A 24,488-nucleotide genomic window follows, 5' to 3' on the forward strand; every position below is an offset into this window, starting at 1 on the left:
GGCGCTGCGCTCAGACGGCGCGGAGCACCGCCACGACCTTTCCGAGGACGACGGCCTCATCGCCAAGGATCGGCTCGAAGGCGGTGTTCCGCGGCAGGAGCCAGGTGTGACCGTCGCGCTGGCGGAACGTCTTCACGGTGGCCTCGCCGTCCAGCATCGCGGCCACGATCTCGCCGTTGTCGGCCGTCGCCTGCGATCGGACGACGACCCAGTCGCCATCGCAGATCGCCGCGTCGATCATGGACTCGCCGCTGACCTTCAGCATGAACAGGTCGCCCTTGCCGACGAGCTGGCGGGGGAGCGGAAAGATCTCTTCGACCTGCTGGTCGGCCGTGATGGGGATGCCGGCGGCGATCCGGCCGACGAGCGGCACCATCGCCGCGTCCCCCACCGAGGGGGTTTCGTCGGCGGGGTTCTCGGCGGCGCTGCCGGGAAGGTCGATGAGCACCTCCATGGCGCGCGTCTTGCCCGGGTCGCGCCGCAGGTATCCGCTGAGCTCGAGCTGGTTGAGCTGGTGCGTGACGCTCGAGAGTGACTTCAGGCCGACCGCGTCGCCGATCTCCCGCATGCTCGGCGGGTAGCCGTGGTGGGCGATCGAGCGCTGGATGACCTCGAGGATAGCCAGCTGCTTGTCGCTCAGCGACGTGCGCCGTCGGGTCTGGGGCCTGTCCCGGGATGACCGGATCTCGTCCATGGCCGCGCTCCTCTCGAGCCCTCCGGAAGGTCTACGCCTTCGAATGTCGGAGGTAGGTGATGGGGTCTTGTTGTCGAAACCGTATCCGGTTCCGCCGCTGGTGGACGGGAGTGGATCGCGTGTCGCGTTCGATTCATCTCCGATGTCGGACGTGCTTGACACTCTAGATGTATCGAAGATAGATTCGGAAAAGAACTTCGTACCCGGCTCTCCCGGCCGAGGGTCGGGTACGAAGTTCCGAACCCCAGGAGGACTCATGACCACCATCGATATCGCCGCAGCACCCTCGCTGACCTCGGCGACGCGTCTGCGCCTGACGGTGCGCGGCCGCCGTGTCGTGGCCTTCCTCGCCGCTCTCCCGGCGATCGCCGCGCTGAGCATCGCGATCGTCTCCGGAGGTGGCGCGCTGGCGTCGGCCGATCACGGGGCGCCGGAGGGGGCGTTCACCTCTGTCACCGTGCTTCCCGGTGACAGCCTGTGGTCCATCGCGGAAGAGGTCGCGCCAGCGGCCGATCCCCGTGACGTCGTCGACGCGATCGCCCGGCTCAACGCCCTTGGCTCCGCGGAGCTCGTCGCGGGCGACACTCTCGCGATCCCGGCCGAGTACGCGCCTCGCGACTGACATTCCTGCAGCTCGTGAGCGGCTCCCCGCGCGCGTCGTGATGTGTCACTCTCGGCTACGTGCGTTTCTCGCTCGCGTTGAGGCGCGCCGTAGCATGGGGGAGTGAGTTCTCCTACCGACGGACGCGCCCGCCTCGAGGATCTTCCCCTCCGCGACGATCTTCGTGGGCTGACGCCCTACGGTGCTCCGCAAGCGCCTCTCCCCGTCGCGCTGAACGTCAACGAGAACACGCACCCGGTGCCCGAAGAGGTCGCCGACGACATTCTCGATAGCATCGCCCTCGCTCTGCGTGAGGTCAATCGCTATCCCGACCGGGAGTTCACCGCCCTGCGCGAGGGCTTCGCGGACTACCTGGGACACGGGCTCGATCGCGATCAGATCTGGGCGGCGAACGGGTCGAACGAAGTGCTCCAGCACCTGCTCCAGGCCTTCGGAGGGCCGGGACGCCGGGCGTTCGGATTCGGACCCACCTATTCGATGTATCCGCTCCTCACCCGGGCGACCGGCGCCGAGTACGTCGCCGGCGTGCGCGACCCCGACTACACGGTGTCGTCGGACTCGGCATCCGCTCAGGTCGCCGCGGCCGACCCGGACGTCATCTTCCTCTGCGCACCCAACAACCCCACTGGCACCCCCATGTCGCTCGAGGTCATCGACGCCGTCTACGAGGCATCCCGCGGGATCGTGATCGTCGACGAGGCCTACCAGGAGTTCGCGCCGCGCGAGGAGCGGTCGGCATTGACCCTGCTGCCCGGCCGGGAGCGGCTGGTCGTCTCGCGCACGATGAGTAAGGCCTTCGCTTTCGCGGGTGCGCGTGTCGGGTACCTCGCCGCCGACCCGGGCGTCATCGACGCGCTGCGTCTCGTGCGCCTTCCGTACCACCTCAGTGCCCTGACGCAGGCGGCGGCGACGGCCGCGCTGCGCCATGCTCCCACCATGCTGTCGATGGTCGACGAGATCGTCGCTCAGCGCGATCGGATCTCCGCCACCCTCGATGCGCTCGGTTACACCCCGTTCGAGAGCTGGACCAACTTCGTCCTCTTCTCGGGAGTCGACGATCCGGCCGCGACGTGGCAGGGCCTCTACGACCGGGGCGTGCTCATCCGCGACGTCGGGATCGCCCACAGCCTTCGTGTGACGGCGGGAACGGCCGACGAGTCCACCGCCTTCCTCGAGGCGCTCGCCTCGCTCTGACGTTCGTCCACCCTGGGTCGCGAGCGAGGTCACCGCCCCCGCAACACGACGCGGGGTGCGCCCCCGCCTCGGTACAATCGGCCCATGAGCACCTCCCGGACGGCGACACTGCGCCGCGCGACGAGCGAGTCCACCGTCGAGCTGGAACTCGACCTCGACGGGTCCGGGGTCAGCCACATCGACACGACCGTCCCGTTCTTCGATCACCTGCTCACCGCGTTCGCGAAGCACTCCCTCACCGACCTGACGGTGCGCGCGTCGGGCGACACCGACATCGACGCACACCACACGGTCGAGGATGTCTCCATCGTGCTCGGCCAGGCGATCCGCCAGGCCCTCGGCGACAAGACCGGCATCTCCCGATACGGCGACGCACTCGTCCCGCTCGACGAGGCGCTCGCGCAGGCCGTCGTCGACATCAGCGGCCGGCCCTACCTCGTGCACACGGGTGAGCCCGCCGGCTTCGAACACCACCTCATCGGCGGCCACTTCACGGGTTCGCTCGTGCGCCACACCTTCGAGGCGATCGCCTTCAACGCGGGCCTCACGATGCACGTGACCGTCCTGGGCGGCCGCGACCCGCACCACATCGCGGAGGCCGAGTACAAGGCGCTGGCCCGCGCGTTCCGGCAGGCGAAGTCACTCGATCCGCTCGTGAAGGGTGTGCCCAGCACGAAGGGCGCTCTGTGAGCGACCCCGCACCTCTGGTCGCCGTACTCGATTACGGATCGGGCAATGTGCACTCCGCCGTCAAAGCGCTCGTGGCCGCGGGGGCGGACGCACGGCTGACCTCCGATCGCGGACTCATTCAGGACGCGGCGGGGCTCCTCGTACCGGGCGTCGGTGCGTTCCGGGCCGTGATGGATGCCCTGCGTGCCAGCCGAGGCGACGAGGCGATCGAGCGGCGCCTGGCCGGAGGGCGCCCCGTCTTGGGCATCTGTGTCGGAATGCAGGTCCTCTTCGAGCAGGGTGTCGAGCGCGGTGACGTCACCGACGGACTCGCGCAATGGCCGGGGACGGTGATCGAACTCGACGCCCCCGTGCTGCCGCACATGGGGTGGAACACGGTGCGTCCCGGTGAGGGTTCCGTGCTGTTCCGCGGTCTCGAGCAGGAGCGGTTCTACTTCGTCCACTCGTACGGTGTGCAGCAGTGGACGCTCGAGGTCATGCGTCCGTTCCGGGAGCCGGCTGTGACCTGGTGCGACTACGGCAGCCCGTTCCTCGCCGCCGTGGAGAACGGGCCGCTGTCGGCGACGCAGTTCCACCCCGAGAAGAGCGGCGAGGCCGGCATCCGTCTTCTCGCGAATTGGGTCGATTCCCTCCCGCAGGGATAACCTCTCTCCTTGTGCATGCGCGCCAGACGCGCGCCCTCGACAGATCTCCCGGAGCCATGAACGATTTCGCGTCAACCCCTGAACTCATCCTCCTTCCCGCCGTCGACGTCGCCGGCGGCAAGGCCGTCCGTCTGACGCAGGGCGAGGCCGGCACGGAGACGAGCTACGGCGACCCCGTCGACGCCGCGCTCCAGTGGGCGCAGGACGGCGCTTCCTGGGTGCACCTCGTCGACCTCGACGCGGCATTCGGCCGGGGGAGCAACACCGCGATCCTCCGCAAGGTCATCAAGCAGCTGCGGGGCGTGCGGGTGGAGCTGTCCGGAGGCATCCGTGACGACGCGACCCTGGAAGCCGCGCTGGAGTCGGGCGCGGCGCGCATCAACCTCGGCACGGCGGCCCTGGAGAACCCGGAGTGGGCAGCCGACGTCATCGGCCGCTACGGCGACGCCATCGCGGTCGGCCTCGACGTGCGGGGCACGACCCTCGCGGCGCGCGGCTGGACGCGTGACGGCGGCGACCTGTGGGAGGTGCTGGAGCGTCTCGAGGATGCCGGGTGCAGCCGTTACGTCGTCACCGACGTAACGAAGGACGGCACCCTCCGCGGCCCGAATCTCGAGCTGCTCCGCGAACTCGTCGCGCGCACCCCGAAGCCCGTGGTCGCATCGGGTGGCATCTCCAGCCTCGACGACATCGCCGCGCTTCGCGCGCTCGTCCCGCTGGGCGTCGAGGGTGCGATCGTCGGGAAGGCCCTGTACGCCGGGGCGTTCACCCTGGCCGAGGCGCTGGATGTCGCCGCAGGCTGACGACGCCTGTCACCCCGCCGCCGACTCCGCGGGAGTGCCCTGGGAGGGGCGACGTTTCCAGGACAACCCGCACGCGGCCGACGATGGGTCGGCCGACCCAGCCCTGCTCGCTGCCCTGATGAGGTTTCGCGCCGGCACGGGCGATCAGGTGGAGGTCGTCGACGCGCTGCGGTCGGCGCGTGTGCTCATTCCGTTGATCGCGGAGAAGGGCGAGGAAGGACTCGCGCCCAGCGGTCTCCGCGTCGACAAGACGCAGGAGCTCTCCATCGTGACGGTCGCTGCGCCCGACGGTCGACGCGTGCAACCGGTGTTCAGCTCGGTCGACACGATGCGTCGATGGGATGCCACGGCGCGGCCGATCCCGGTCGAGGCGGTGCGCGTCGCGCTGTCGGCGTCGTCGGAGGACACCGATCTGATCGTCATCGATCCGACGTCCGAGACGGAGTTCGTGGTGAGGAGACCCGCCGTCTGGGCCATCGCCCAGGGCATCCCGTGGGAGCCGAGCTTCCACTCGCCGGAGGTCTTCCGCGCCTTGCAGGAGAGCGTGGCATCCGAGTTGTCCGTGATCGACGTCGCCGTCGTCGCGGGTGACCCCGACGCGCGGCTGCGCGGTCCCGAGCTCGTGGTGGTGTTGGAGCTGATGGACGGATTGGCCCGCGAAGCGCTCGACGCCGTGCTCGGCCGGCTGGCTCAGCGCTGGGCCGCCGACGATCGGATCGCTGTGCTCGCCGACTCGGTGACCGTCAAGCTTCGACGAGGAGCCTGATCCCGGCGTTCAGTTCACCGGTCCGGTGTACTTCTCGCCCGGCCCCTGCCCGATGGGGTCCGGAAGGACCGATGCCTCCCGGAAGGCGAGCTGCAGCGACCGCAGACCGTCGCGCAGCGACCGGGCGTGCATGTCGCTGATCTCTGGTGCTCCGGCGGTGATGAGGCCCGCGAGCGCGTTGATCAGCTTGCGCGCTTCGTCGAGGTCGGTCTGCGTCTCGGGTGCGTCGGCCAGCCCCACCTTGACGGCGGCGGCGCTCATGAGGTGAACGGCCGCTGTCGTGATGACCTCGACGGCGGGCACGTCGGCGATGTCGCGCGTGGCTGCCTGTGCCGCTCGCTCCTGCTCCTCCCAGCGCTGGTGCCGCGCGTCGTGGCTCTCGCCCTGGTCGCCGTGTTCGGGCCGAATCGTGTTCACGTGCTGCTCTCTGCTAGACTTGGCGCGCACCGGAGTGTTCTACTCCGGATCGAAAGAGGATCACATCCCACCCGCGCTTGCCGCTCCAGGCTACCGGGTCACGCACTCCGCCCCGCTCGCGCAGGGTAGTCCGTCATGGAACAGGGTGCAGAAGACGGGAAGCCGATGCGCGCGCATCGTGCTGGTGGACGTGATCATCTTCCGCCCGCGACACTCATCTGTGTCACGGTGGCAGTCCCCGCACGAAGAGGAGTTCCGCACATCAGCGATCCCCGCACCAACGACCGCATCCGTGTCCCCGAGGTCCGCCTCGTCGGCCCCGCGGGTGAGCAGGTCGGCGTCGTCCGTATCGAGGTGGCGCTGCGTCTTGCACAGGAAGCCGATCTCGATCTGGTCGAGGTGGCTCCCAACTCGAAGCCGCCCGTGGTCAAGATCATGGACTACGGCAAGTTCAAGTACGAAGCGGCGCAGAAGGCCAAGGAAGCACGACGCAACCAGGCCAACACCATCCTCAAGGAGGTGCGCTTCCGTCTGAAGATCGAGGCGCACGACTACACGACCAAGCTCAAGCGCGCGGAGGGCTTCCTCCAGGCGGGCGACAAGGTCAAGGCGATGATCCTCTTCCGCGGTCGCGAGCAGTCGCGCCCGGAGCAGGGCGTGCGGCTCCTCCGCAAGTTCGCGGAAGACGTGGCCGAGTTCGGAACCGTGGAGTCCAACCCCACGATCGACGGCCGAAACATGGTGATGGTGATCGCCCCGCACAAGAACAAGTCCGAGGTCAAGACCGAGCAGAATGCCGCCCGCGCAGCGAACAAGCAGGCTGCTCGCGAGGCTCGTACCGGTCAGGCTCCGGCCACCGAGACGGTCGAAGCGGAATAAGCACTCCGGCCACGCCGGCCCCCAGACTCCCGCTCAGCGGGAACCACAACGAAGGAAGAACCATGCCGAAGCAGAAGACCCACTCGGGTGCCAAGAAGCGCTTCAAGGTCACCGGAAGCGGAAAGATCAAGAAGCAGCAGGCGAACCTCCGCCACAACTTCGAGGGCAAGCCGACCAAGCGTACGCGCCGTCTGTCGGCCGACAAGATCCTGGCCCCCGGCGACGCCAAGGTCGCCAAGAAGCTGCTCGGCATCTGATCGCCGGCGCATCGAGCGTTTGAAGAACACAGGGAAGTAAGAAGAAATGGCAAGAGTCAAGCGGGCTGTCAACGCCCACAAGAAGCGTCGCGTCATCCTCGAGCGCGCCTCCGGTTACCGCGGCCAGCGTTCGCGTCTGTACCGCAAGGCGAAGGAGCAGGTCACCCACTCGCTCGTCTACGCGTACCGCGACCGTCGCAAGCGCAAGGGCGACTTCCGTCGCCTGTGGATCCAGCGCATCAACGCTGCGAGCCGCCAGAACGGCCTCACCTACAACCGCTTCATCCAGGGCCTCGGCCTGGCGGGTGTGCAGGTCGACCGCCGTATGCTCGCCGAGCTCGCCGTGAACGAGCCCGCCGTGTTCACCTCGCTGGTCGAGACGGCCCGCAAGGCGCTGCCGGCTGACGTCAACGCACCCAAGGCGTAAGCGTCCACGCACTCCCGACAGGGCGTCCTCCTCGGAGGGCGCCCTGTCGTCGTTCCCGGCGGGGGAGCGCGTCGGCTCTACACTGAGACCGTGCTCGAGAACCCCCGTTCCCCGCGTGTGCGCGCCGTTGCCAAGCTGACCAAGCGCAGCGCCCGTCAGGAGACCGGACTCTTCCTCCTGGAAGGTCCCCAAGCGGCTCGTGAGGCTCTCGCCTACCGCCCCGACACGATCGTGGAGATCTTCGCGACTCCCGCGGCGATGGACAAGCACCAGGATGTGCGCGACGCCGCCCGGAACGCCGGTCTGGACATCGAGTTCACGACAGAGGCCGTGCTCGACGCGATGGCGGACACCGTGACGCCTCAGGGGATCGTCGCGGTGGCGAGGCAGTCGCCGTCTGCGGTGAAGGATGTGTTCGCGGCTTCGCCCTCACTCATCGCCATCTGTGAAGAGGTGCGCGACCCGGGCAACCTCGGAACCATCATCCGCGCGGCGGATGCCGCAGGTGCGGATGCCGTCATCCTCACCGGGAGGACGGTCGACCCCTACAATCCGAAGGTCGTCCGCGCGACGACGGGCTCGCTCTTCCATCTGCCGATCGCCGTCGGAGCCGACCTCGCCGACATCGTGACGCGCGCGCACAGCGTCGGGCTGCGTGTGGTCGCGGCGGATGTCGGCGGCGAGGACTTCCTCGCGCATCGGCCGACACTGGCCGAGCCGACCGCCTGGCTCTTCGGCAACGAGGCGAGGGGGCTGGAAGACGGCGCGCTCTCGCTGGTCGACCTCACGCTGCGCCTCCCGATCTACGGTCGAGCCGAGTCGCTGAACCTCGCGACCGCCGCGAGCGTCTGCCTCTACGAGAGCGCGTTCGCGCAGCGCAGCGGAGCGCGGCCGTGAGCCCGTTCTCCAAGACGAACAGCCGCACCGAGGGCCCGCGTCCGCCCTGGTGGCGCCGTGTGGCAGCCTGGCTGCGATCGCTGTTCCGCCGATCCTGAGGACAGCGGGCGACGCGCGCGTGCCAGGTTCCGGACCTGTTACAGATCGGTAAAGGTGCTGTGGAAAACCCCAGCACGCACCCCCGGTAGCGCCTACGCTGGCCGGATGACGGCTTCTGAGCACGACGCAGCACACGAGTCAGCACCGGCCACGTCCAACATCTCCGTCCGCCGCGGCGACCCCCTCGTGGTCATCGAGAACGTGCAGAAGCACTACGGAGATTTCCACGCCCTGAAAGATGTCGACCTCACGGTCAACCGCGGCGAAGTCGTCGTGGTCATCGGTCCGTCGGGTTCGGGGAAGTCGACGCTGTGCCGCACGATCAATCGCCTCGAGACCATCACGAGCGGCAGCATCACGATCGACGGGAAGGAACTCCCCAAGGAGGGGAAGGGTCTCGCCGCCCTCCGCGCCGACGTCGGCATGGTGTTCCAGTCCTTCAACCTGTTCTCCCACCTCACGATTCTCGAGAACGTGACGCTCGGACCCATCAAGGTGAAGGGCATGAAGAAGGCGGAGGCCGAGAAGCTCGCCAAGGAGCTGCTCGACCGCGTCGGCGTCGGGCATCAGGCGGCGAAGCTCCCCGCGCAGCTCTCGGGCGGTCAGCAGCAGCGCGTGGCCATCGCCCGCGCGCTGGCCATGAAGCCGAAGGTGATGCTCTTCGACGAACCCACGAGCGCGCTCGACCCCGAGATGATCAACGAGGTGCTCGACGTCATGGTCACCCTCGCGCAGGAAGGCATGACGATGATCGTCGTGACCCACGAGATGGGATTCGCGCGCAAGGCCGCCGACCGGGTCGTGTTCATGGCCGACGGGCAGATCGTCGAAGAGGCGACCCCCGACGAGTTCTTCACGAACGCGAAGAGCGACCGCGCCAAAGACTTCCTCTCCAAGCTCATCACCCATTGAGACCCACGCGTCCTGCAGCGACGCGTGCCCCAGAAGATACGAAACGAAACCAGGAGAATCACATGCGTATCACCCGTGTCGCCGGCGCTTTCGCCGGCATTGCCGTCGCAGCGCTGGCCCTGACCGCGTGCAACAGCGGCACGCCCGGCGCCGACCCCAGCCAGGGCGGTGACGAGCCGGCGGAGAACCCCTGGACCGTCGCAACCGACGTCACGCTCGAGGGGAGCCCCACGTTCGACGCGATCACCTCGCGCGGCTCCGTCAACATCGGCGTCAAGGAAGACCAGCCCAACCTCGGCTATCTCGACCCGACCACGGGTGAGCGCAGCGGCTTCGACGTCGACATCGCCCGCTGGATCGCGGCATCCCTCGGCTACGACGAAGACAAGATCACGTACACGGTCGTCGACTCGGCCAACCGTGAGCAGGCCATCATCAACGGACAGATCGACTACTACGTCGGCACCTACTCCATCACCGATGACCGCAAGGAGCAGATCAGCTTCGCGGGTCCCTATTTCATCACCGGTCAGGGCCTGCTCGTAGCCGCGGACTCTGCGCTGACGGGCGTCGACGACCTCACCGCCGACACCGTCGTGTGCTCGGTCACGGGTTCGACCTCGATCCAGCGGATCAAGGAGGAGACCCCGTCCAAGACGGTCGAGCTCAGCAAGTACTCCGAGTGCGTCGAGCAGGTCAAGAACGGTCAGGCGGATGCCGTCACCACCGACGAGGCGATCCTCATCGGCTACGCGGCCAACGACCCCGACAACCTGAAGGTCGTCGGTGAGCCCTTCAGCGAGGAGCGCTACGGCGTCGGCATCGTCAAGGGCGACACCGCATTCGTCGAGCACGTCAACACGCTGTTCACCGACGGCGGCGACGTCTGGCAGGAGATCTTCGACAAGAACCTCGGCGCTGCCGGCGTCGAGGGCACCCAGCCCGCCGTCGATCCCGCGGAGTGAGTTACGTCCGGGGCGGCGTAGCGCCGCCCCGGACCCCGTCCGACGCCAGGAGGAGCGTGATGGACCAGATCTTCGAGTACCCGGAGCTGTGGCAACAGGCCGTGGTGGGCACCCTCGTGCTCTTCGCGGCAGGTGGGGTGATCGCGCTCGTGCTCGGCTTCGTCGTGGGTGCGATGCGCGTCTCGCCGATCCCGGCGGCGCGAGTCGTGGGGGCCGTCTACGTCAACACGATCCGCAACACCCCGCTCACCCTCGTCCTGTTCTTCTTCGCCTTCGCGGTACCGATCCTCATCGAGGTCCCGCGCGGCAGCTTCCTCCTGCTGGCGATTCTGGGGCTCGGAATCTACACAGCGACCTATGTGGCCGAGACTCTGCGCTCGGGCATCAACACCGTGCCGGTGGGGCAGGCCGAAGCAGCGCGCGCCCTCGGCATGGGCTTCGGCCAGGTCATGGGCTACGTCGTGCTCCCGCAGGCTGCGCGCTCGGTCATCCCGCCGATGATGAGCGTGTTCATCGCCCTGTTGAAGAACACCACCGTCGCATCGGGGTTCTCCGTCATGAACCTCGGAAGCATCCGCGCCAACATGAGCGAGAACGGCGAGAACCAGATGGTGACCATCCTCCTCGTCATGGCCATCTTCGTGGCGCTCGTGCTGGTGCTGGCAGCCGCCCAGCGGGCATTCGAGAAGAAGTGGAGGATCGCACGATGAGCTCTGTGCTCTACGACGTCCCCGGTCCGCGCGCGATCGTCCGCAACCGCCTCATCGGCATCCTCACGGTCGTCGTGGTCGCCGCCGTCCTCGCATTCTTCTTCTGGCGGCTGCTCGACACCGGCCAGCTGTCGGCCGAGAAGTGGAACCTGTTCACCTACACGCGCGTGTGGGAGATGATCGGGCAGGCCACCCTCGCGACCGTCTCCGCCTTCGCCGCTGCCGGAGTGGGCGCGGTGATCCTGGGCTTCGTGCTGGCCATCGGCCGGATGTCGGATCACGCCTGGGTGCGCGGACCGTTCGCCGCCGTCGTAGAGATCCTTCGCGCAGTGCCCGTTCTCGTCTTCATGATGCTGCTGTTCTACGGCCTGCCCGTCATCGGCGTCCGGGTGAGCAGCTACTGGGCGGTGGTGATCGCCCTCATCGCCTACAACGGATCCGTCCTGGCCGAGGTGATCCGGGCGGGAGTCGAGTCGCTTCCCCGCGGCCAGAAGGAGGCCGGGTATGCGATCGGCCTCCGTAAGGCGGGGGTCCTCCGTCTCATCCTGCTGCCCCAAGCCATCCGGGCCATGATGCCGGTCATCATCGCGCAGCTCGTGGTCACCCTCAAGGACACAGCGCTGGGCTTCATCATCACCTACCCGGAGCTCCTCTACACCGCGAAGCTCCTCGGCTCGAACGCCCAGTTCGGATCGCCGCTCATCCCGTCGGCGATGATCGCGGGCGTCATCTACATCGCGATGTGCCTCGCGCTCAGCTATCTGGCCTTCATCGCGCAGAAGCGACTGGGGCGCTCTCCGCGCAACTCCGGGATCACGCGCGCGGATGTCGCTGCGCACGACATCACCGACACCCAGGTCATCGGCGCGCAGAGCGCCGCGGACATCGCGGCGGCGCGTCGTGGGCTCGGAAAGCACGACTCGAACGCCGTGTAGCGCGCGCGGTCGCATCACCGGCCGCCGGTAGACTCGATTCTCGTGTCTGACGCACCCGACAACCAGCCCGTAGAGATCACGCCAGAGGCGGTGGAGTCCGCCATCGACGAGGCGCTGCGTGCGTTCGAGGCGTCCGCGACGTCTGCGGACCTGAAGATCGCGCGCAACGCTCACACGGCCGAGGGATCTGCTCTGGCGCGTCTGAACGCGCAGCTGCGTCACGTGCCCAACGACAAGAAGGCCGAGCTCGGCAAGCTCGTCGGACAGGCTCGTGCGCGGGTGACGCAGGCATACTCCGCACGTGAGGAGACACTCGCCGAGGCCGAGACGGCTGCCCGCCTCGAAGCGGAACGCGTCGACATCACCGCGCTGCCGCAGCGCACACGCGTCGGCGCACGGCATCCCCTCACGCTCCTGCAGGACCAGATCGGCGACATCTTCGTCGGGATGGGCTGGGAGGTCGCGGAAGGGCCGGAGCTGGAGCACGAGTGGTACAACTTCGATGCTCTCAACCTCGATGCCGACCACCCCGCCCGGCAGATGCAGGACACTTTCTACGTCGACCCGGTCGCCGCCCACCTCCTCCTGCGCACGCAGACCAGCCCCGTGCAGATGCGGTCGATGCTGACCCGCGAACTGCCGATCTACATCGTCTCGCCGGGGCGCGTGTACCGCACCGACGAGTTCGACGCGACGCACCTGCCCGTCTTCAGCCAGTTCGAGGGTCTCGTCATCGACAAGGGCATCACGATGGCGAACCTGCGCGGCACGCTCGACCACGTGGCTCGCGCGCTCTTCGGGGCCGAGGCGAAGACCAGACTCCGCGCCAACTACTTCCCCTTCACCGAACCGTCTGCGGAACTCGATCTCTGGCACCCCACCTTCAAGGGCGGGGCGCGCTGGATCGAGTGGGGCGGGTGCGGAATGGTCAACCCGAACGTGCTGCGCGCCGCCGGGATCGACCCGGAGGAGTACTCCGGCTTCGCGTTCGGCATGGGCATCGAGCGGACCCTCATGTTCCGTTCGGACGTGAAGGACATGCGCGACATGGCCGAGGGCGATGTCCGCTTCAGTGAGCAGTTCGGAATGGTGGTCTGATGCGCGTCCCGCTTTCGTGGCTCCGCGAGTACGTCGATGTCGCCGCCGATGCGACCCCCGACGACGTGCTGGCGTCGCTGGTGTCCGTCGGCTTCGAAGAGGAGGACGTCCACGGCTTCGACCTCACCGGCCCGATCGTGGTCGGTCAGGTCGTCGAGTTCGTCGAGGAGCCCCAGGCCAACGGCAAGACGATCCGCTGGTGCCAGGTCGACGTCGGCGACGCGCACGGCGGCGTCCGCGGCATCGTGTGCGGTGCCCGCAACTTCTTCGCCGGTGACAAGGTCGTCGTCACCCTTCCCGGTTCCGTACTGCCCGGCCCGTTCCCGATCGCCGCGCGCAAGACCTACGGTCACGTGTCCGACGGCATGATCGCTTCGGCGAAGGAGCTCGGACTGGGTGAGGAGCACAGCGGCATCCTTCGCCTGGTCGAGCTGGGCCTCGACCCCGAGGTGGGATCGGATGCGATTGCGCTCCTCGGTCTCGACGACGTGGCCGTGGAGATCAACGTGACGCCGGATCGCGGTTACGCGCTGAGCCTGCGAGGTGTGGCGCGAGAGTACTCGCACGCGACCGGCGCGCCGTTCCGCGACCCCGCGGACCGGCCGTTCGACGAGCTCGCCCAACCGACCCACGGCTTCGAGGTGCGCGTGGTCGATGACGCGCCGGTGCGGGGACGCGTCGGCGCCTCCGAGTTCGTCGTGCGGGCCGTGCGCGACGTCGACCCCACCAAGCCGACGCCGGCGTGGATGGTGGCGCGTCTGACACTCGCCGGCATCCGTCCTCTCGGCATCCTCATCGACATCACGAACTACGTGATGCTTGAACTCGGCAACCCCATCCACGGCTACGACCTCGACCGGCTCTCCGGCGGCATTACGGTACGCCGGGCACATGCCGGCGAGAAGCTGACGACCCTGGACGGCAAGGAGCGCGCGCTCCACGCCGAAGACCTCCTCATCACCGACGAGTCCGGTCCGATCGGACTGGCGGGCGTGATGGGCGGCAGCACGACCGAGATGACCGACGCGACGCGCAACGTTCTCATCGAGGCCGCGATCTTCGATACGGTCACGATCGCGCGCACCGCCCGTCGCCACAAGCTGCCGAGCGAGGCCTCCAAGCGCTTCGAGCGCGGTGTCGATCCGCTGGTGCCGTTCGTCGCGGCGCGGCGGGTTGCCGACCTCATGGTCGAGTACGCGGGCGGCACGCTCGACGACCGTGGCGGCGCGCTGTTCGCCGAGGTCTTCGTCGAGGCCGTCACCCTGCCACGCCCGTTCGTGTCGGGGCTCATCGGCGTGGACTACACGGATGCCGAGGTGGTCGCTGCGCTGGAGACCATCGGAGCCGAGGTCGCCGCCGACGATGACGACGCCTGGGCGGTCATCCCGCCGTCGTGGCGCCCCGACCTCACGGACAAGTGGACGCTGGCGGAGGAAGTCGCTCGCATCACGGGCTACGACCGCATCCCCTCCGTTCTGCCCGTGCCGCCTTCGGGACGCGGATTCACCCCCGAGCAAGCCGGGCGTCGGCGCGTGGCGAACGCACTGGCGGCGGCGGGGTTCGTCGAGACCCCCTCATTCGGCTTCACCACCGAAGAGCAGAACGACCTCCACGGGTCGGCCTCCGGAGAGCACCTGCCGAGTGTGAAGCTCGCGAACCCGCTCGACGGGCAGGCGCCCTTCCTGCGCCGCTCCCTGGTGCCCGGCCTCCTGCAGGTCGCTCACCGCAATCAGTCGCGCGGTCTCACGGATCTCGCGTTGTTCGAGACCGGAACCGTCTTCCTCCCCGCCCCCGGCGTGCGCTACGGGACGACCGTGGTCCCGCCCGCCGCGGTGCGCCCGGATGCCGCGACCCTCGCCGCGCTCGACGCCTCATTGCCCCCGCAACCTCGTCGTGTCGCCGTGCTGCTGACGGGCGACCGCATCGCGAAGCAGCCCGGTGTCGCGGCGGAACCCTTCGACCTGGCCGACGGCGTCGACGCGGTCCGTGCGATTGCGGCAGCGGCGGGGGTAGACGTCGACATCGCGCAGTCGCAGCGCGCGGCACTGCATCCCGGCCGCGCAGGTTCGGTCTCGGTGGCGGGCGCAGAGGTCGGCTATGTCGGCGAACTGCTGCCGGCTGTCGCGGCCTCCGCTGACCTGCCGGGTCGCGTGATCGTCGCCGAACTCGACCTCGATGCGCTCCTGGAGGCCGCCGGAACTCGTGTGGTCGCCGAGTCGCTGTCGGGCTATCCGGCCGCCACGCAGGATGTGTCCCTCGTGATCGGTGCGGACATCCCGGCGGCCGAGGTGCGCCGCGCGCTCACCGAGGGCGCGGGTCCGCTCCTGGAGTCGGTCCGCCTGGTCGATGACTATCGCGGTCATGGCGTCGAGGACGGCACGAAGAGCGTCACCTTCGCACTGCGCTTCCGCGCCGACGATCGTACGCTCACGGCGGCCGAGGCAACCGAGGCGAAGCTCGCCGGGGTGGCCGTGGCAGCGGAGCGGTTTGGCGCCGCACTTCGGGAGTAGCACGCCGGCCACGCGGCACGGCGGTCGGGATAGGCTCGGGACGGTGAGCGATCCGACGTCGAGCCCTCCCGCCCTGCACCTGACCGGGCTTCGGAAGCAGTTCGGTCCGAAGGTCGCCGTGGACGGGATCGACCTCACCGTGCCGACCGGCTCCTTCTTCGGTCTCGTCGGCCCCAACGGCGCCGGAAAGACCACGACCCTGTCGATGGCGACGGGATTGCTGCGGCCGGACGCCGGCGGAGCGTACGTGCACGGCGTGGACGTCTGGGCCGACCCGATCGCCGCGAAGCGCATGATCGGGAACCTCGCCGACGGTGTTCGGCTGTTCGACCGGCTCACGGGCGAGCAGCTCATCACCTACACCGCGATGATGTTCGGCATCCGGCGCCCGCAGATCGCTCCGCGCGTCGCCGATCTGCTCGACCTGATGGACCTCGGTGAGGCGGCGGGAATGATCGTCGCGGACTACTCCGCCGGCATGACGAAGAAGGTCGCCCTGGCGTGCGCGCTCGTCCACGCGCCCAGGCTGCTCGTGCTGGACGAGCCGTTCGAGTCCGTCGACCCTGTGTCGGCCGCCAACATCGAAGACGTGCTGCGCGGCTACACCCGTTCAGGAGGAACGGTGATCGTGTCGAGCCACTCGATGGACCTCGTTCAGCGCATGTGCGACCACGTCGCGATCATCGCCGCCGGGCGGGTGCGGGCGGCAGGAACGGTCGACGAAGTGCGTGCGGGGGAGTCGCTGCAGGACCGTTTCGTCGCGCTCGTGGGAGGCCGGCACACTTCGGAGGGTCCGCAGTGGCTGCGACCGTCCTGACCGTCCTGAAGCTGCGGTACCGGGTACTCGGGAACAACCTGTCCCGGCGCCCCTGGCAGCTGGTGGGCTTCTGCTTGGGCGTCCTCTGGGCGCTCGGACTGCTCGTCGCGGTGGTCGCCGCGTTCGTGCTCCTTTCGGCGACGCAGGCGGTCGAGGTGAAGGGCGCCGTGATGGTCCTCGGGGGATCAGCGCTACTGCTCGGCTGGCTCCTCGGACCGCTGCTGCTGGCTGGCCTCGATTCGACCGTCGATGCGGCCCGGCTGGCACCCTTCCCACTGCGCCGAGGAGAGCTGATGGCCGCGCTCGCCGCGACCGGTCTTACCGGCATCCCCGGCATCATGACCTCCCTCGCCGCGCTCTCCTCGCTGCTGCTGTGGATGCCGCAGCCCGCTGCCGTGGCGGCGGCGCTGCCGGCGGTCGTCGTCGGGGTCGCCACGTGCATCGTGGCCACGCAACTGATGGCGTCTCTGGCACAGTCGAGCGGCTCGCGGCGCGGCCGGGAGGTCATGGGCACGATCGTGCTGATCCTGCTGGTGCTCGCCGGTCCGATCGTGACGGGGCTGCTGTCGGTGCTCGATCGGGCGACGAGCGATCTGGCGGAGAAGTTCGCGGATGCCGCCGCGGTCCTCGGCTGGACGCCGCTGGGCGCTGCGTGGTCGGTGCCCGCCGCCGTGGCTGCCGGCGCCGGGGGAGAGGCGGTCGCCAAGTTCGCGATCGCCGTTGCAGGGCTCGCGGTGCTCGCGGGCGCATGGTGGCGAACCGTGGACACGACGACGGGGTCGCCCGCGCGCGCGAAGGTGCGCTCCGCCCGCTCCGGCGCCTTGCACGTGTTCGGTCGGTTCCCGACCGGCGCGACGGGTGCGACGTGGGCGCGATCGCTCTCCGGCTGGCTCCGCGATCCCCGCTACCTCCGGCAGTTGCTCGTCGTTCCGCTGTTTCCCGTCGTCTTCGGCCTGGTCGCCGGTGTCGACCGCTGGCTCTTCGCGGGGTCCGCCGTGCTCGCCGCCCTCGTCCTTTCGATCGCGGGGTACGCCGACGTGTCGTACGACGGGACGGCGTTCGCCTCCGTCCTCGCCGCCGGCGTCAGGGGTCGCGACGACCGACGGGGACGACTCGCCGGGGCGGCCTGCGTCGGCATCCCGCTCCTGGTCGTACTCGCCGTCGTCACGAGCGTGCTGGCGGGATCGACCGCGTGGCTTCCGGCGCTCCTGGGGGCAGCCCTCGGGCTTCTGCTGTGCGGCTACGGCGTGACAGCCGTCTCCTCCGCGCTGATCGTCACGCCGGTACCGTCGCCGGGCGACAGTCCGTTCCGCTCCGTTCCCGGTCAGACCTTCCTCAACAGCCTGCTGGTGTTCGTGGTGTGGGCGGCGACCCTGGTGCTGGCCTCTCCCGCGGTCGTTGTCGCGGTGGTCGCGGTGGCGAGCGACGACGCTGCCCTGGGATGGGTCGCGCTGGGGGTCGGCCTCGTCCTCGGGGCCGCGTCGATCGTTGTCGGCGTCCTTCTCGGGGGCCGAACGTTCGACCGCACGGCGCCCGAACTTCTGGCGCGCATCAAGGCCTTCCCCGTCTGACGCTCCGCCCATAGCGGACGCGCTGGCGTCTGCGGTCGTCGCGTGATGGGCTGAGCGCATGACGGATGTCCTGATCCTCGGCGGCACGGGATGGGTGAGCGGGCGCATCGCGCAGGCGTGGCTCGACAGGGGAGCGCAGGTGACCTGCCTGGCTCGGGGCGGCCGACCCGCCCCGGCAGGCGCGCACCTCGTGACGGCAGATCGGGATGGCCCGGGCGCGTACGAGGAAGTCGCCAGGCGGGAGTGGGACGAGGTCGTCGACATCTCCTCCCATCCGCGTCACGTCGTGGATGCCGTATCGGCGCTGGAGTCTCGGGCCGTGCACTGGAGCTATGTGTCGAGCGTGTCCGTCTACGCTTCGGCTGCGGAGCCCGGAGCCGACGAGTCGGCCGCGATCGTCGAACCCGCGCGGTACGGGGCGGCGGACGACTACGCCCGTGCGAAGGCTGCGGCCGAGGAGGCGGTCGGAGTGCTGGGCGATCGCCTGGCGATTTCGCGACCGGGTCTGATCGTCGGCCCGGGCGATCCGACCGACCGCTTCGGCTACTGGCCGGCCCGGTTCGCGGCGGCCGCCGCCGAACCCGTCGTGATCCCCGAGCCGGAGGGATCGTGGGCGCAGGTCATCGACGTGGACGATCTCGCCGCTTTCGTCGTTTCTGCCGCCGCGAGGGGTTGGCGCGGCGTCGTCAACGCCGTGGGGGAGTCGACTCCCCTCGCCGAGGTGCTGACGGCGGCGAGGGAGGCGGCCGGTCACACGGGCGCCGTCGTTCCCGTGCCGGCCGCTCGACTGGCGGCACATGACGTCGCGTACTGGGCCGGACCGCGTTCGTTGCCGCTGTGGCTGCCGGACGACATGCCCGGATTCGCCTCCCGCGACGGGCGCGCCTTCCGGGCGGCCGGCGGACGCTCCCGGGCGCTCCCCGAGACGATCGCGCGCGTCCTCGCCGACGAGCGGGCGCGCGGATTGGATCGTCCACGGCGCGCGGGCCTCAGCCGCGAGGACGAGGTCGCCCTCCTTGATGCGCTCGCCGCCGACGACCGCGGATGACGGTCGATTTGGCGCACCGGCGGCACCGGCGATATGGTCGCCGCATGTCCTCGGCCGCCCCGTTCACCGTCTCGACGGTGCTCGACGTGCGCCGACGCCGGGCCGGGCGCCGACGCTAGGCGATGCTGCGCGCTCCCCGCACCCGCGGGTCGAGCTCCCGGTGTCGCCGTGGTCTTCCGAGTCCCGTCCCTCAAGCCGCGCCCCGTCGAGGGGCCCGTTCCCCAGACAATAAGGTTGAACAATGACCTATTCGGTCGCCGTCTCCGGCGCATCCGGCTACGCCGGCGGCGAGATCCTTCGCCTGCTCGCCGCCCACCCCGACGTCGAGATCCGCACCGTCACGGCCCACTCCAACGCGGGGCAACCCCTCGCCGAGCATCAGCCGCACCTGCGCTCGCTGGCACACCTCACGCTGCAGGACACGACCCCCGAGGTCCTCGCGGGTCACGATGTCGTCTTCCTCGCCCTTCCCCACGGGCAGTCCGGCCGGTACACCGACGCGCTCGGCGACGTGCCGCTCGTGATCGATGCGGGTGCCGACCACCGGCTGACCTCCGCGTCGGCATGGGACGCGTTCTACGGTGGCACCTTCCATGAGCCGTGGGCGTACGGCGTCCCGGAGCTGCCGGTCGCCGGCGGACGTCAGCGCGAGCGGATCGAGGGGGCCACGCGGATCGCCGCGCCCGGCTGCAACGCCTCCACCGTCGCCCTGAGCCTCGCGCCGGGCGTCGCGGCGGGGGTGATCGAGCCCGGCGACATCGTGAGCGTCCTGGCCGTCGGCCCGTCCGGCGCAGGCAAGAGCGCGAAGACCCACTTGCTGGCATCCGAGATCCTCGGTTCGGCCAACCCCTACGCCGTCGGCGGCACGCATCGTCACATTCCGGAGATCCGGCAGGCGCTGGTTGCCGCGGGGTCGGGGATCGACGAAGCCGACGTGCGGCTGTCGTTCACACCGGTCATCGTCCCGATGGCCCGCGGCATCCTCGCTACCAGCTCCGCACGGATCGCACCCGGCGTGTCCGACGCCGAGATCCGGCAGGCATGGGAGTCGGCGTACGCGGACGAGTTGTTCGTACAGCTGCTTCCCGAGGGGCAGTTCCCCCGCACCGCAGACGTGCTCGGAGCCAACACCGCACTCCTGGGGCTCGCCATCGACCGGTCCGCGGACCGCGTGATCGTCGTGGCCGCCGTCGACAATCTCGTCAAGGGCACGGCCGGAGCCGCCGTGCAGTCCATGAACATCGCCCTCGGTCTCCCCGAGGCCACGGGCCTGACCGTGAACGGAGTCGCCCCGTGAGCGTCACCGCAGCACAGGGCTTCGTCGCCGCCGGCGTCGCGGTCGGCCTCAAGTCCACCGGAGCCAAGGACGTCGCCGTCGTCGTCAACCGCGGCCCCCGCAAAGCGGCCGCGGCCGTCTTCACCAGCAACAGGGCAAAGGCCAATCCGATCCTGTGGTCGCAGCAGGCGATCGCCGACGGCGTCGCGGAGGCCGTGGTGCTGAATTCCGGGGGAGCGAACTGCTTCACGGGTGCCTTCGGCTTCCAGACGACGCATCAGACCGCCGAGACCGCCGCGACGCTCCTGGGTGTCAGCCCGGGAGATGTCCTGGTGTGCTCGACAGGGCTCATCGGCACCGGCGACGAGGTCTTCCGCGCCAAGGTCCTCGCCGGAACGACCGCCGCCATCGAAGCCTTGTCCGAGGACGGGGGAGACGACGCGTCGCTCGCCATCATGACCACCGACTCCCGCCCGAAGCGCTCCGTGGTCACGCGCGACGGCTGGACGATCGGAGGCATGGCCAAGGGCGCGGGAATGCTCGCGCCCGGACTGGCCACGATGCTCGTCGTCGTGACGACCGACGCAGTGGTCGACTCCGCAGACCTGGATGCGGCTCTCCGCCGCGCGACGGCGGTGACCTTCGATCGCCTCGACTCGGACGGCTGCATGTCGACGAACGACCAGGTGACCCTGCTGGCGAGCGGTGCCAGCGGCATCCGTCCCGCCGCGGATGCCTTCGAGTCCGCGCTCGTGCAGGTGTGCCAGGACCTCGCCACCCAGTTGCAGGGTGACGCCGAGGGTGCCAGCCACGACATCGCCATCCGCGTCGCGCACGCCGCGACCGACGCCGACGCCGTCGTGGTCGGACGCTCCGTCGCGAGGAACAACCTCTTCAAGGCGGCCATCTTCGGCAACGACCCCAACTGGGGCCGCGTGCTCGCCGCGATCGGCACGACCGACGCGGCGTTCGACCCCTACGACGTCGATGTCTGGTTCAACGGCGTCCGGGTGTGCAGCGCCGGAGCTCCCGACCGCCCGCGGGACGACGTCGATCTCACCCCGCGCGCGACCGACATCCTCATCGACCTCAAGGTCGGCCCGGCCGAAGCGACGATCCTGACCAACGACCTCACGCACGACTACGTCCACGAGAACAGCGCCTACTCCTCATGACCGATCTCCAGCACACCACTCCGGAGGAGGCCGCGGAGAAGGCAGCCGTCCTCATCGAGTCGCTGCCGTGGCTGCAGCGCTTCCGCGATCAGATCATCGTCATCAAGTACGGCGGCAACGCGATGATCTCGGAGGAGCTCCAGGACGCGTTCGCGCAGGACATCGCCTATCTCCGCTTTGTCGGGGTAAAGCCCGTCGTCGTGCACGGTGGTGGACCGCAAATCTCCCGGATGCTCGACCGGCTGTCGATCCCGAGCGAGTTCAAGGGTGGGTACCGCGTGACCTCGACCGAGGCGATCGGCGTCGTGCGGATGGTCCTCACCGGTCAGATCAATCCCCAGCTCGTCGCTCGTATCAATGCTTTCGGGCCGTTGGCGACCGGTATCTCGGGTGAGGATGCCGGTCTCTTCCGCGGTCGCCGCCGGGGCGTCCTGCTCGACGGCGTCGAACACGATCTGGGTTACGTCGGTGATGTCGTCGGCGTTGACCCGCAGCCGGTCATCGATCAGCTCAACGCGGGTCGTATCCCGGTCGTGTCGTCCATCGCGCCCGATCACGACAACCCGGGACACTCCCTGAACGTCAACGCGGATGCCGCCGCGGCGGCGCTCGCCGTCGCCCTCGGAGCGACCAAGCTGGTCGTGCTCACCGACGTCGCGGGCCTTTACGCCGACTGGCCCGACCGCGACTCCCTCGTCTCCCACCTCACCGCCGCAGAGCTGCGGACGATGATGCCCCGTCTGGAATCGGGCATGATCCCGAAGATGCAGGCGTGCCTCGACGCGGTCGACGGCGGCGTCGAGACGGCGGCGATCATCGACGGCAGGCAGCCGCACTCGGTGCTGGTGGAGATCTTCACGGAGCAGGGAATCGGAACAGAGGTGGTGGCGAAGTGACCGACACGACGACGCAGGCACGCTGGCAGGAGGATGCCTCGCGCGACCTCGTACGCAACGCCTCCGACCGCTTGGCGATGTTCACGCGGGGCGAGGGTGCGTACCTGTGGGACCAGGACGGGCGACGCTATCTCGACTTCCTCGGCGGGATCGCCGTGACGTCGCTGGGTCACGCGCACCCCGTCTTCGTCGACGCGATCTCGCGGCAGGCCGCGACCCTCGCGCAGGTGTCGAACTTTTTCGCGACCCCGACTCAGTTGGAGCTCGCCGCGCTGCTCAAGGAGCTCGCAGGTGCGGGCGACGCCGGTCGCGTGTACTTCGGCAACTCGGGCGCCGAGGCCAACGAGGCGGCGTTCAAGCTCGCTCGCCTCCACGGCGCTGCTGATCGCAACGGCGGCACCGCCCGCCCTCGCATCCTGGCTCTGAAAAACGCCTTCCACGGGCGCACGATGGGCACCCTCGCCATCACCGGGAAGCCCTCCATGCAGGAGCCCTTCCTTCCGATGATCCCGGGCGTCGAGTTCATCGACGCCACGGTGGAGGCGCTGGAGGCGGCGATAGACGACCGCGTCGCCGCATTGTTCGTCGAACCCATCAAGGGTGAGGCGGGTGTCGTCGAACTGCCCGAGGGGTTCCTCGTCGCCGCGCGCGAATTGACCCGTGCGCATGGTGCACTGCTCATCATCGACGAGATCCAGACCGGCGCCGGGCGCACGGGCGCCTGGTTCGCCTTCCAGCACAGCGGGATCGTGCCCGACGCGATCACCGTCGCGAAGGGGATCGGGGGCGGCTTCCCAATCGGTGCGCTCATCACCTTCGGCGAGGCCGGTGACCTGTTCTACCCGGGCACCCACGGGTCGACCTTCGGCGGCAACCCGCTGGGCACCGCGGTCGCCACGGCTGTGCTGCGCGAGATCGAGCGCGCCGATCTCCTGACCAACGCGACCGAGCGCGGCACTCAGCTCCGCTACGCGATCGAGCATCTCGGTTCCCCGCTCGTCGAGTCCACTCGCGGGCAGGGCCTTCTGATCGGGGTGAGCCTGCGGCATCCCGTCGCCGGCGCCGTCGTCGCCGCCGCGCAGCAGCACGGACTGATCGTGAACGCCGCCAACGACGAGACGGTGCGTCTGGCCCCGGCGCTGAACATCGGCGATGTCGAGGTCGACGAGTTCCTCGACCTGTTCGCGCGCGCTCTTCACACCGTCGCGGACTCGCTGCTCTTGGAAGACACCCCCACGACCCCGGAGGATCCCGCATGACCCGCCATCTGCTTCGTGACGACGATCTGAGCCCCGCCGAGCAGGCGGAGATCCTCGACCTCGCACTCGCGCTCAAGAAGGATCGCTGGAAGCTCAAGCCCCTCGAGGGACCGCAGACGGTCGCGGTCATCTTCGACAAGTCCTCCACCCGGACGCGCGTGTCGTTCGCCGTGGGGATCGCCGACCTCGGCGGATCGCCGCTCATCATCTCGACCGCCAACAGTCAGCTCGGAGGCAAGGAGACGCCGTCGGACACCGCACGGGTGCTCGAGCGGCAGGTGGCCGCGATCGTGTGGCGCACCTATGCGCAGGCCGGTCTCGAGGAGATGGCCCGTGACACGCGCGTCCCGGTGGTGAACGCTCTCAGCGACGACTTCCACCCCTGCCAGCTGCTGGCCGACCTTCTCACGATCCGTGAGCACAAGGGAGATCTGGCGGGACTCACGTTGACCTTCTTCGGCGACGGCAAGTCCAATATGGCGCACTCGTACGTGCTGGCCGGCGTCACGGCCGGGATGCATGTGCGAGTGGCGTCCCCTGAGGACTACGCCCCCCGGGAGGACGTCGTGGCGGATGCCGACGCGATCGCCGCGCAGACCGGCGGCTCGGTGACCCTCTACACGGACCCGCTGGAAGCGGCTGGCGGCGCCGACGTCGTCGTCACCGACACCTGGGTGTCGATGGGTAAGGAGGAGGAGAAGATCGCGCGGCTCCGCGACCTCGGCGCGTACAAGGTGACGCAGGAGACGATGTCGCTGGCACACGACGACGCGATCTTCATCCACTGCCTCCCTGCCGACCGCGGCTACGAGGTGGACGCGGAGGTCATCGACGGACCGCAGAGCGTCGTGTGGGACGAGGCCGAGAACCGCCTGCACGCGCAGAAGGCTCTCCTGGTGTGGCTGCTCCGACAGCAGTGACCCGGTC

At 69.1% G+C, this 24,488-nt stretch carries 26 protein-coding genes; 24 read left to right on the forward strand and 2 right to left on the reverse strand.

All coding sequences use genetic code 11. The features are described from left to right. Positions 1-10: 10 nt before the first annotated feature. Entirely contained in the window at positions 11-694 is a 684-nt protein-coding gene (gene lexA, locus P0Y48_02150; GenBank protein ID WEK14036.1) for a transcriptional repressor LexA, read from the reverse strand. Positions 695-950: 256 nt separating this feature from the next. On the opposite strand from lexA, the gene P0Y48_02155 reads away from it, so the two are divergent. From P0Y48_02155 to P0Y48_02180, 6 genes are all read left to right on the forward strand, one after another. After that, positions 951-1,316: a LysM peptidoglycan-binding domain-containing protein gene (locus tag P0Y48_02155; protein ID WEK14037.1), complete on the forward strand. Its 366-nt coding sequence runs from the start codon at positions 951-953 to the stop codon at positions 1,314-1,316. Between the two features lie 102 nt (positions 1,317-1,418). Next, a complete protein-coding gene (locus P0Y48_02160) occupies positions 1,419-2,510 on the forward strand; it encodes a histidinol-phosphate transaminase (protein ID WEK14038.1) in 1,092 nt (363 codons plus the stop codon). An 84-nt stretch (positions 2,511-2,594) separates the two neighbouring features. Continuing rightward, the gene (gene hisB / locus P0Y48_02165; GenBank protein ID WEK14039.1) at positions 2,595-3,200 is read left to right on the forward strand and encodes an imidazoleglycerol-phosphate dehydratase HisB; all 606 of its coding nucleotides are present in this window, start codon (positions 2,595-2,597) and stop codon (positions 3,198-3,200) included. Beyond that, positions 3,197-3,844, forward strand: a complete 648-nt coding sequence (hisH, locus tag P0Y48_02170) for an imidazole glycerol phosphate synthase subunit HisH (GenBank protein ID WEK14040.1) — start codon at positions 3,197-3,199, stop codon at positions 3,842-3,844. Before hisB ends, hisH begins: the two co-directional genes overlap by 4 nt. A gap of 56 nt (positions 3,845-3,900) precedes the next feature. Further along, positions 3,901-4,647 carry a bifunctional 1-(5-phosphoribosyl)-5-((5-phosphoribosylamino)methylideneamino)imidazole-4-carboxamide isomerase/phosphoribosylanthranilate isomerase PriA gene (gene priA / locus P0Y48_02175; protein WEK14041.1) on the forward strand — a complete coding sequence of 249 codons (747 nt, stop codon included), beginning with the start codon at positions 3,901-3,903 and terminating at the stop codon, positions 4,645-4,647. Continuing rightward, positions 4,631-5,413, forward strand: a complete 783-nt coding sequence (locus P0Y48_02180; GenBank protein WEK14042.1) for an SseB family protein — start codon at positions 4,631-4,633, stop codon at positions 5,411-5,413. Before priA ends, P0Y48_02180 begins: the two co-directional genes overlap by 17 nt. A gap of 9 nt (positions 5,414-5,422) precedes the next feature. Here P0Y48_02180 and P0Y48_02185 read toward each other — a convergent pair whose 3' ends face one another. Next, complete coding sequence (locus P0Y48_02185; GenBank protein ID WEK14043.1) at positions 5,423-5,830, reverse strand: DUF1844 domain-containing protein; 408 nt, start codon at positions 5,828-5,830, stop codon at positions 5,423-5,425. A gap of 228 nt (positions 5,831-6,058) precedes the next feature. Here P0Y48_02185 and infC point away from each other — a divergent pair, with 228 nt between their 5' ends. The 18 genes from infC (at position 6,059) to argF (ending at position 24,481) form a co-directional block, all read left to right on the forward strand. After that, positions 6,059-6,709, forward strand: coding sequence for a translation initiation factor IF-3 (gene infC / locus P0Y48_02190; GenBank protein WEK14044.1), 651 nt, complete (start codon positions 6,059-6,061; stop codon positions 6,707-6,709). 62 nt (positions 6,710-6,771) lie between these two features. Beyond that, the gene (gene rpmI / locus P0Y48_02195; protein ID WEK14045.1) at positions 6,772-6,966 is read left to right on the forward strand and encodes a 50S ribosomal protein L35; all 195 of its coding nucleotides are present in this window, start codon (positions 6,772-6,774) and stop codon (positions 6,964-6,966) included. Positions 6,967-7,012: 46 nt separating this feature from the next. Further along, positions 7,013-7,393 carry a 50S ribosomal protein L20 gene (rplT, locus tag P0Y48_02200; protein ID WEK14046.1) on the forward strand — a complete coding sequence of 127 codons (381 nt, stop codon included), beginning with the start codon at positions 7,013-7,015 and terminating at the stop codon, positions 7,391-7,393. Positions 7,394-7,483: 90 nt separating this feature from the next. After that, positions 7,484-8,290 carry an RNA methyltransferase gene (locus P0Y48_02205; protein ID WEK14047.1) on the forward strand — a complete coding sequence of 269 codons (807 nt, stop codon included), beginning with the start codon at positions 7,484-7,486 and terminating at the stop codon, positions 8,288-8,290. Between the two features lie 204 nt (positions 8,291-8,494). Then, positions 8,495-9,301, forward strand: a complete 807-nt coding sequence (locus P0Y48_02210; GenBank protein ID WEK14048.1) for an amino acid ABC transporter ATP-binding protein — start codon at positions 8,495-8,497, stop codon at positions 9,299-9,301. Between the two features lie 62 nt (positions 9,302-9,363). Continuing rightward, entirely contained in the window at positions 9,364-10,266 is a 903-nt protein-coding gene (locus P0Y48_02215; protein ID WEK14049.1) for a glutamate ABC transporter substrate-binding protein, read from the forward strand. 59 nt (positions 10,267-10,325) lie between these two features. Next, a complete protein-coding gene (locus P0Y48_02220; GenBank protein ID WEK14050.1) occupies positions 10,326-10,976 on the forward strand; it encodes an amino acid ABC transporter permease in 651 nt (216 codons plus the stop codon). Then, positions 10,973-11,911, forward strand: coding sequence for an amino acid ABC transporter permease (locus tag P0Y48_02225; GenBank protein WEK14051.1), 939 nt, complete (start codon positions 10,973-10,975; stop codon positions 11,909-11,911). Before P0Y48_02220 ends, P0Y48_02225 begins: the two co-directional genes overlap by 4 nt. Positions 11,912-11,953: 42 nt before the next feature. Then, the gene (gene pheS / locus P0Y48_02230; GenBank protein ID WEK14052.1) at positions 11,954-13,009 is read left to right on the forward strand and encodes a phenylalanine--tRNA ligase subunit alpha; all 1,056 of its coding nucleotides are present in this window, start codon (positions 11,954-11,956) and stop codon (positions 13,007-13,009) included. Next, a complete protein-coding gene (pheT, locus tag P0Y48_02235; GenBank protein ID WEK14053.1) occupies positions 13,009-15,519 on the forward strand; it encodes a phenylalanine--tRNA ligase subunit beta in 2,511 nt (836 codons plus the stop codon). The genes pheS and pheT overlap by 1 nt, the downstream gene beginning before the upstream one ends. Before the next feature lie 43 nt (positions 15,520-15,562). Continuing rightward, positions 15,563-16,336, forward strand: coding sequence for an ABC transporter ATP-binding protein (locus P0Y48_02240; GenBank protein WEK14054.1), 774 nt, complete (start codon positions 15,563-15,565; stop codon positions 16,334-16,336). Next, entirely contained in the window at positions 16,318-17,907 is a 1,590-nt protein-coding gene (locus P0Y48_02245; GenBank protein WEK14055.1) for a hypothetical protein, read from the forward strand. The genes P0Y48_02240 and P0Y48_02245 overlap by 19 nt, the downstream gene beginning before the upstream one ends. 58 nt (positions 17,908-17,965) lie before the next feature. Then, positions 17,966-18,955, forward strand: a complete 990-nt coding sequence (locus P0Y48_02250; GenBank protein ID WEK14056.1) for an NAD-dependent epimerase/dehydratase family protein — start codon at positions 17,966-17,968, stop codon at positions 18,953-18,955. A 241-nt stretch (positions 18,956-19,196) separates the two neighbouring features. Beyond that, the gene (argC, locus tag P0Y48_02255; GenBank protein ID WEK14057.1) at positions 19,197-20,252 is read left to right on the forward strand and encodes an N-acetyl-gamma-glutamyl-phosphate reductase; all 1,056 of its coding nucleotides are present in this window, start codon (positions 19,197-19,199) and stop codon (positions 20,250-20,252) included. Beyond that, the gene (gene argJ, locus P0Y48_02260) at positions 20,249-21,406 is read left to right on the forward strand and encodes a bifunctional glutamate N-acetyltransferase/amino-acid acetyltransferase ArgJ (protein WEK14058.1); all 1,158 of its coding nucleotides are present in this window, start codon (positions 20,249-20,251) and stop codon (positions 21,404-21,406) included. Before argC ends, argJ begins: the two co-directional genes overlap by 4 nt. Beyond that, positions 21,403-22,302, forward strand: coding sequence for an acetylglutamate kinase (argB, locus tag P0Y48_02265; GenBank protein WEK14059.1), 900 nt, complete (start codon positions 21,403-21,405; stop codon positions 22,300-22,302). Before argJ ends, argB begins: the two co-directional genes overlap by 4 nt. Then, complete coding sequence (locus tag P0Y48_02270; GenBank protein ID WEK14060.1) at positions 22,299-23,561, forward strand: acetylornithine transaminase; 1,263 nt, start codon at positions 22,299-22,301, stop codon at positions 23,559-23,561. Before argB ends, P0Y48_02270 begins: the two co-directional genes overlap by 4 nt. Beyond that, positions 23,558-24,481, forward strand: a complete 924-nt coding sequence (gene argF / locus P0Y48_02275; protein WEK14061.1) for an ornithine carbamoyltransferase — start codon at positions 23,558-23,560, stop codon at positions 24,479-24,481. Before P0Y48_02270 ends, argF begins: the two co-directional genes overlap by 4 nt. The last annotated feature ends 7 nt before the right edge of the window (positions 24,482-24,488 follow it).

Origin of the sequence: Candidatus Microbacterium phytovorans (assembly GCA_029202445.1) — a bacterium.
In the GTDB taxonomy this organism is placed as follows: domain Bacteria; phylum Actinomycetota; class Actinomycetes; order Actinomycetales; family Microbacteriaceae; genus Microbacterium; species Microbacterium phytovorans.

Coding starts and splice junctions, on each gene's coding strand:
- argF (WEK14061.1), top strand. CDS start 23,558: ATGACCCGCCATCTGCTTCGTGACGACGATCTGAGCCCCGCCGAGCAG.
- hisB (WEK14039.1), top strand. CDS start 2,595: ATGAGCACCTCCCGGACGGCGACACTGCGCCGCGCGACGAGCGAGTCC.
- lexA (WEK14036.1), bottom strand. CDS start 694: ATGGACGAGATCCGGTCATCCCGGGACAGGCCCCAGACCCGACGGCGC.
- P0Y48_02225 (WEK14051.1), top strand. CDS start 10,973: ATGAGCTCTGTGCTCTACGACGTCCCCGGTCCGCGCGCGATCGTCCGC.
- rpmI (WEK14045.1), top strand. CDS start 6,772: ATGCCGAAGCAGAAGACCCACTCGGGTGCCAAGAAGCGCTTCAAGGTC.
- P0Y48_02180 (WEK14042.1), top strand. CDS start 4,631: ATGTCGCCGCAGGCTGACGACGCCTGTCACCCCGCCGCCGACTCCGCG.
- argC (WEK14057.1), top strand. CDS start 19,197: ATGACCTATTCGGTCGCCGTCTCCGGCGCATCCGGCTACGCCGGCGGC.
- P0Y48_02220 (WEK14050.1), top strand. CDS start 10,326: ATGGACCAGATCTTCGAGTACCCGGAGCTGTGGCAACAGGCCGTGGTG.
- argB (WEK14059.1), top strand. CDS start 21,403: ATGACCGATCTCCAGCACACCACTCCGGAGGAGGCCGCGGAGAAGGCA.
- pheT (WEK14053.1), top strand. CDS start 13,009: ATGCGCGTCCCGCTTTCGTGGCTCCGCGAGTACGTCGATGTCGCCGCC.
- priA (WEK14041.1), top strand. CDS start 3,901: ATGAACGATTTCGCGTCAACCCCTGAACTCATCCTCCTTCCCGCCGTC.
- P0Y48_02155 (WEK14037.1), top strand. CDS start 951: ATGACCACCATCGATATCGCCGCAGCACCCTCGCTGACCTCGGCGACG.
- P0Y48_02210 (WEK14048.1), top strand. CDS start 8,495: ATGACGGCTTCTGAGCACGACGCAGCACACGAGTCAGCACCGGCCACG.
- P0Y48_02250 (WEK14056.1), top strand. CDS start 17,966: ATGACGGATGTCCTGATCCTCGGCGGCACGGGATGGGTGAGCGGGCGC.
- P0Y48_02215 (WEK14049.1), top strand. CDS start 9,364: ATGCGTATCACCCGTGTCGCCGGCGCTTTCGCCGGCATTGCCGTCGCA.
- rplT (WEK14046.1), top strand. CDS start 7,013: ATGGCAAGAGTCAAGCGGGCTGTCAACGCCCACAAGAAGCGTCGCGTC.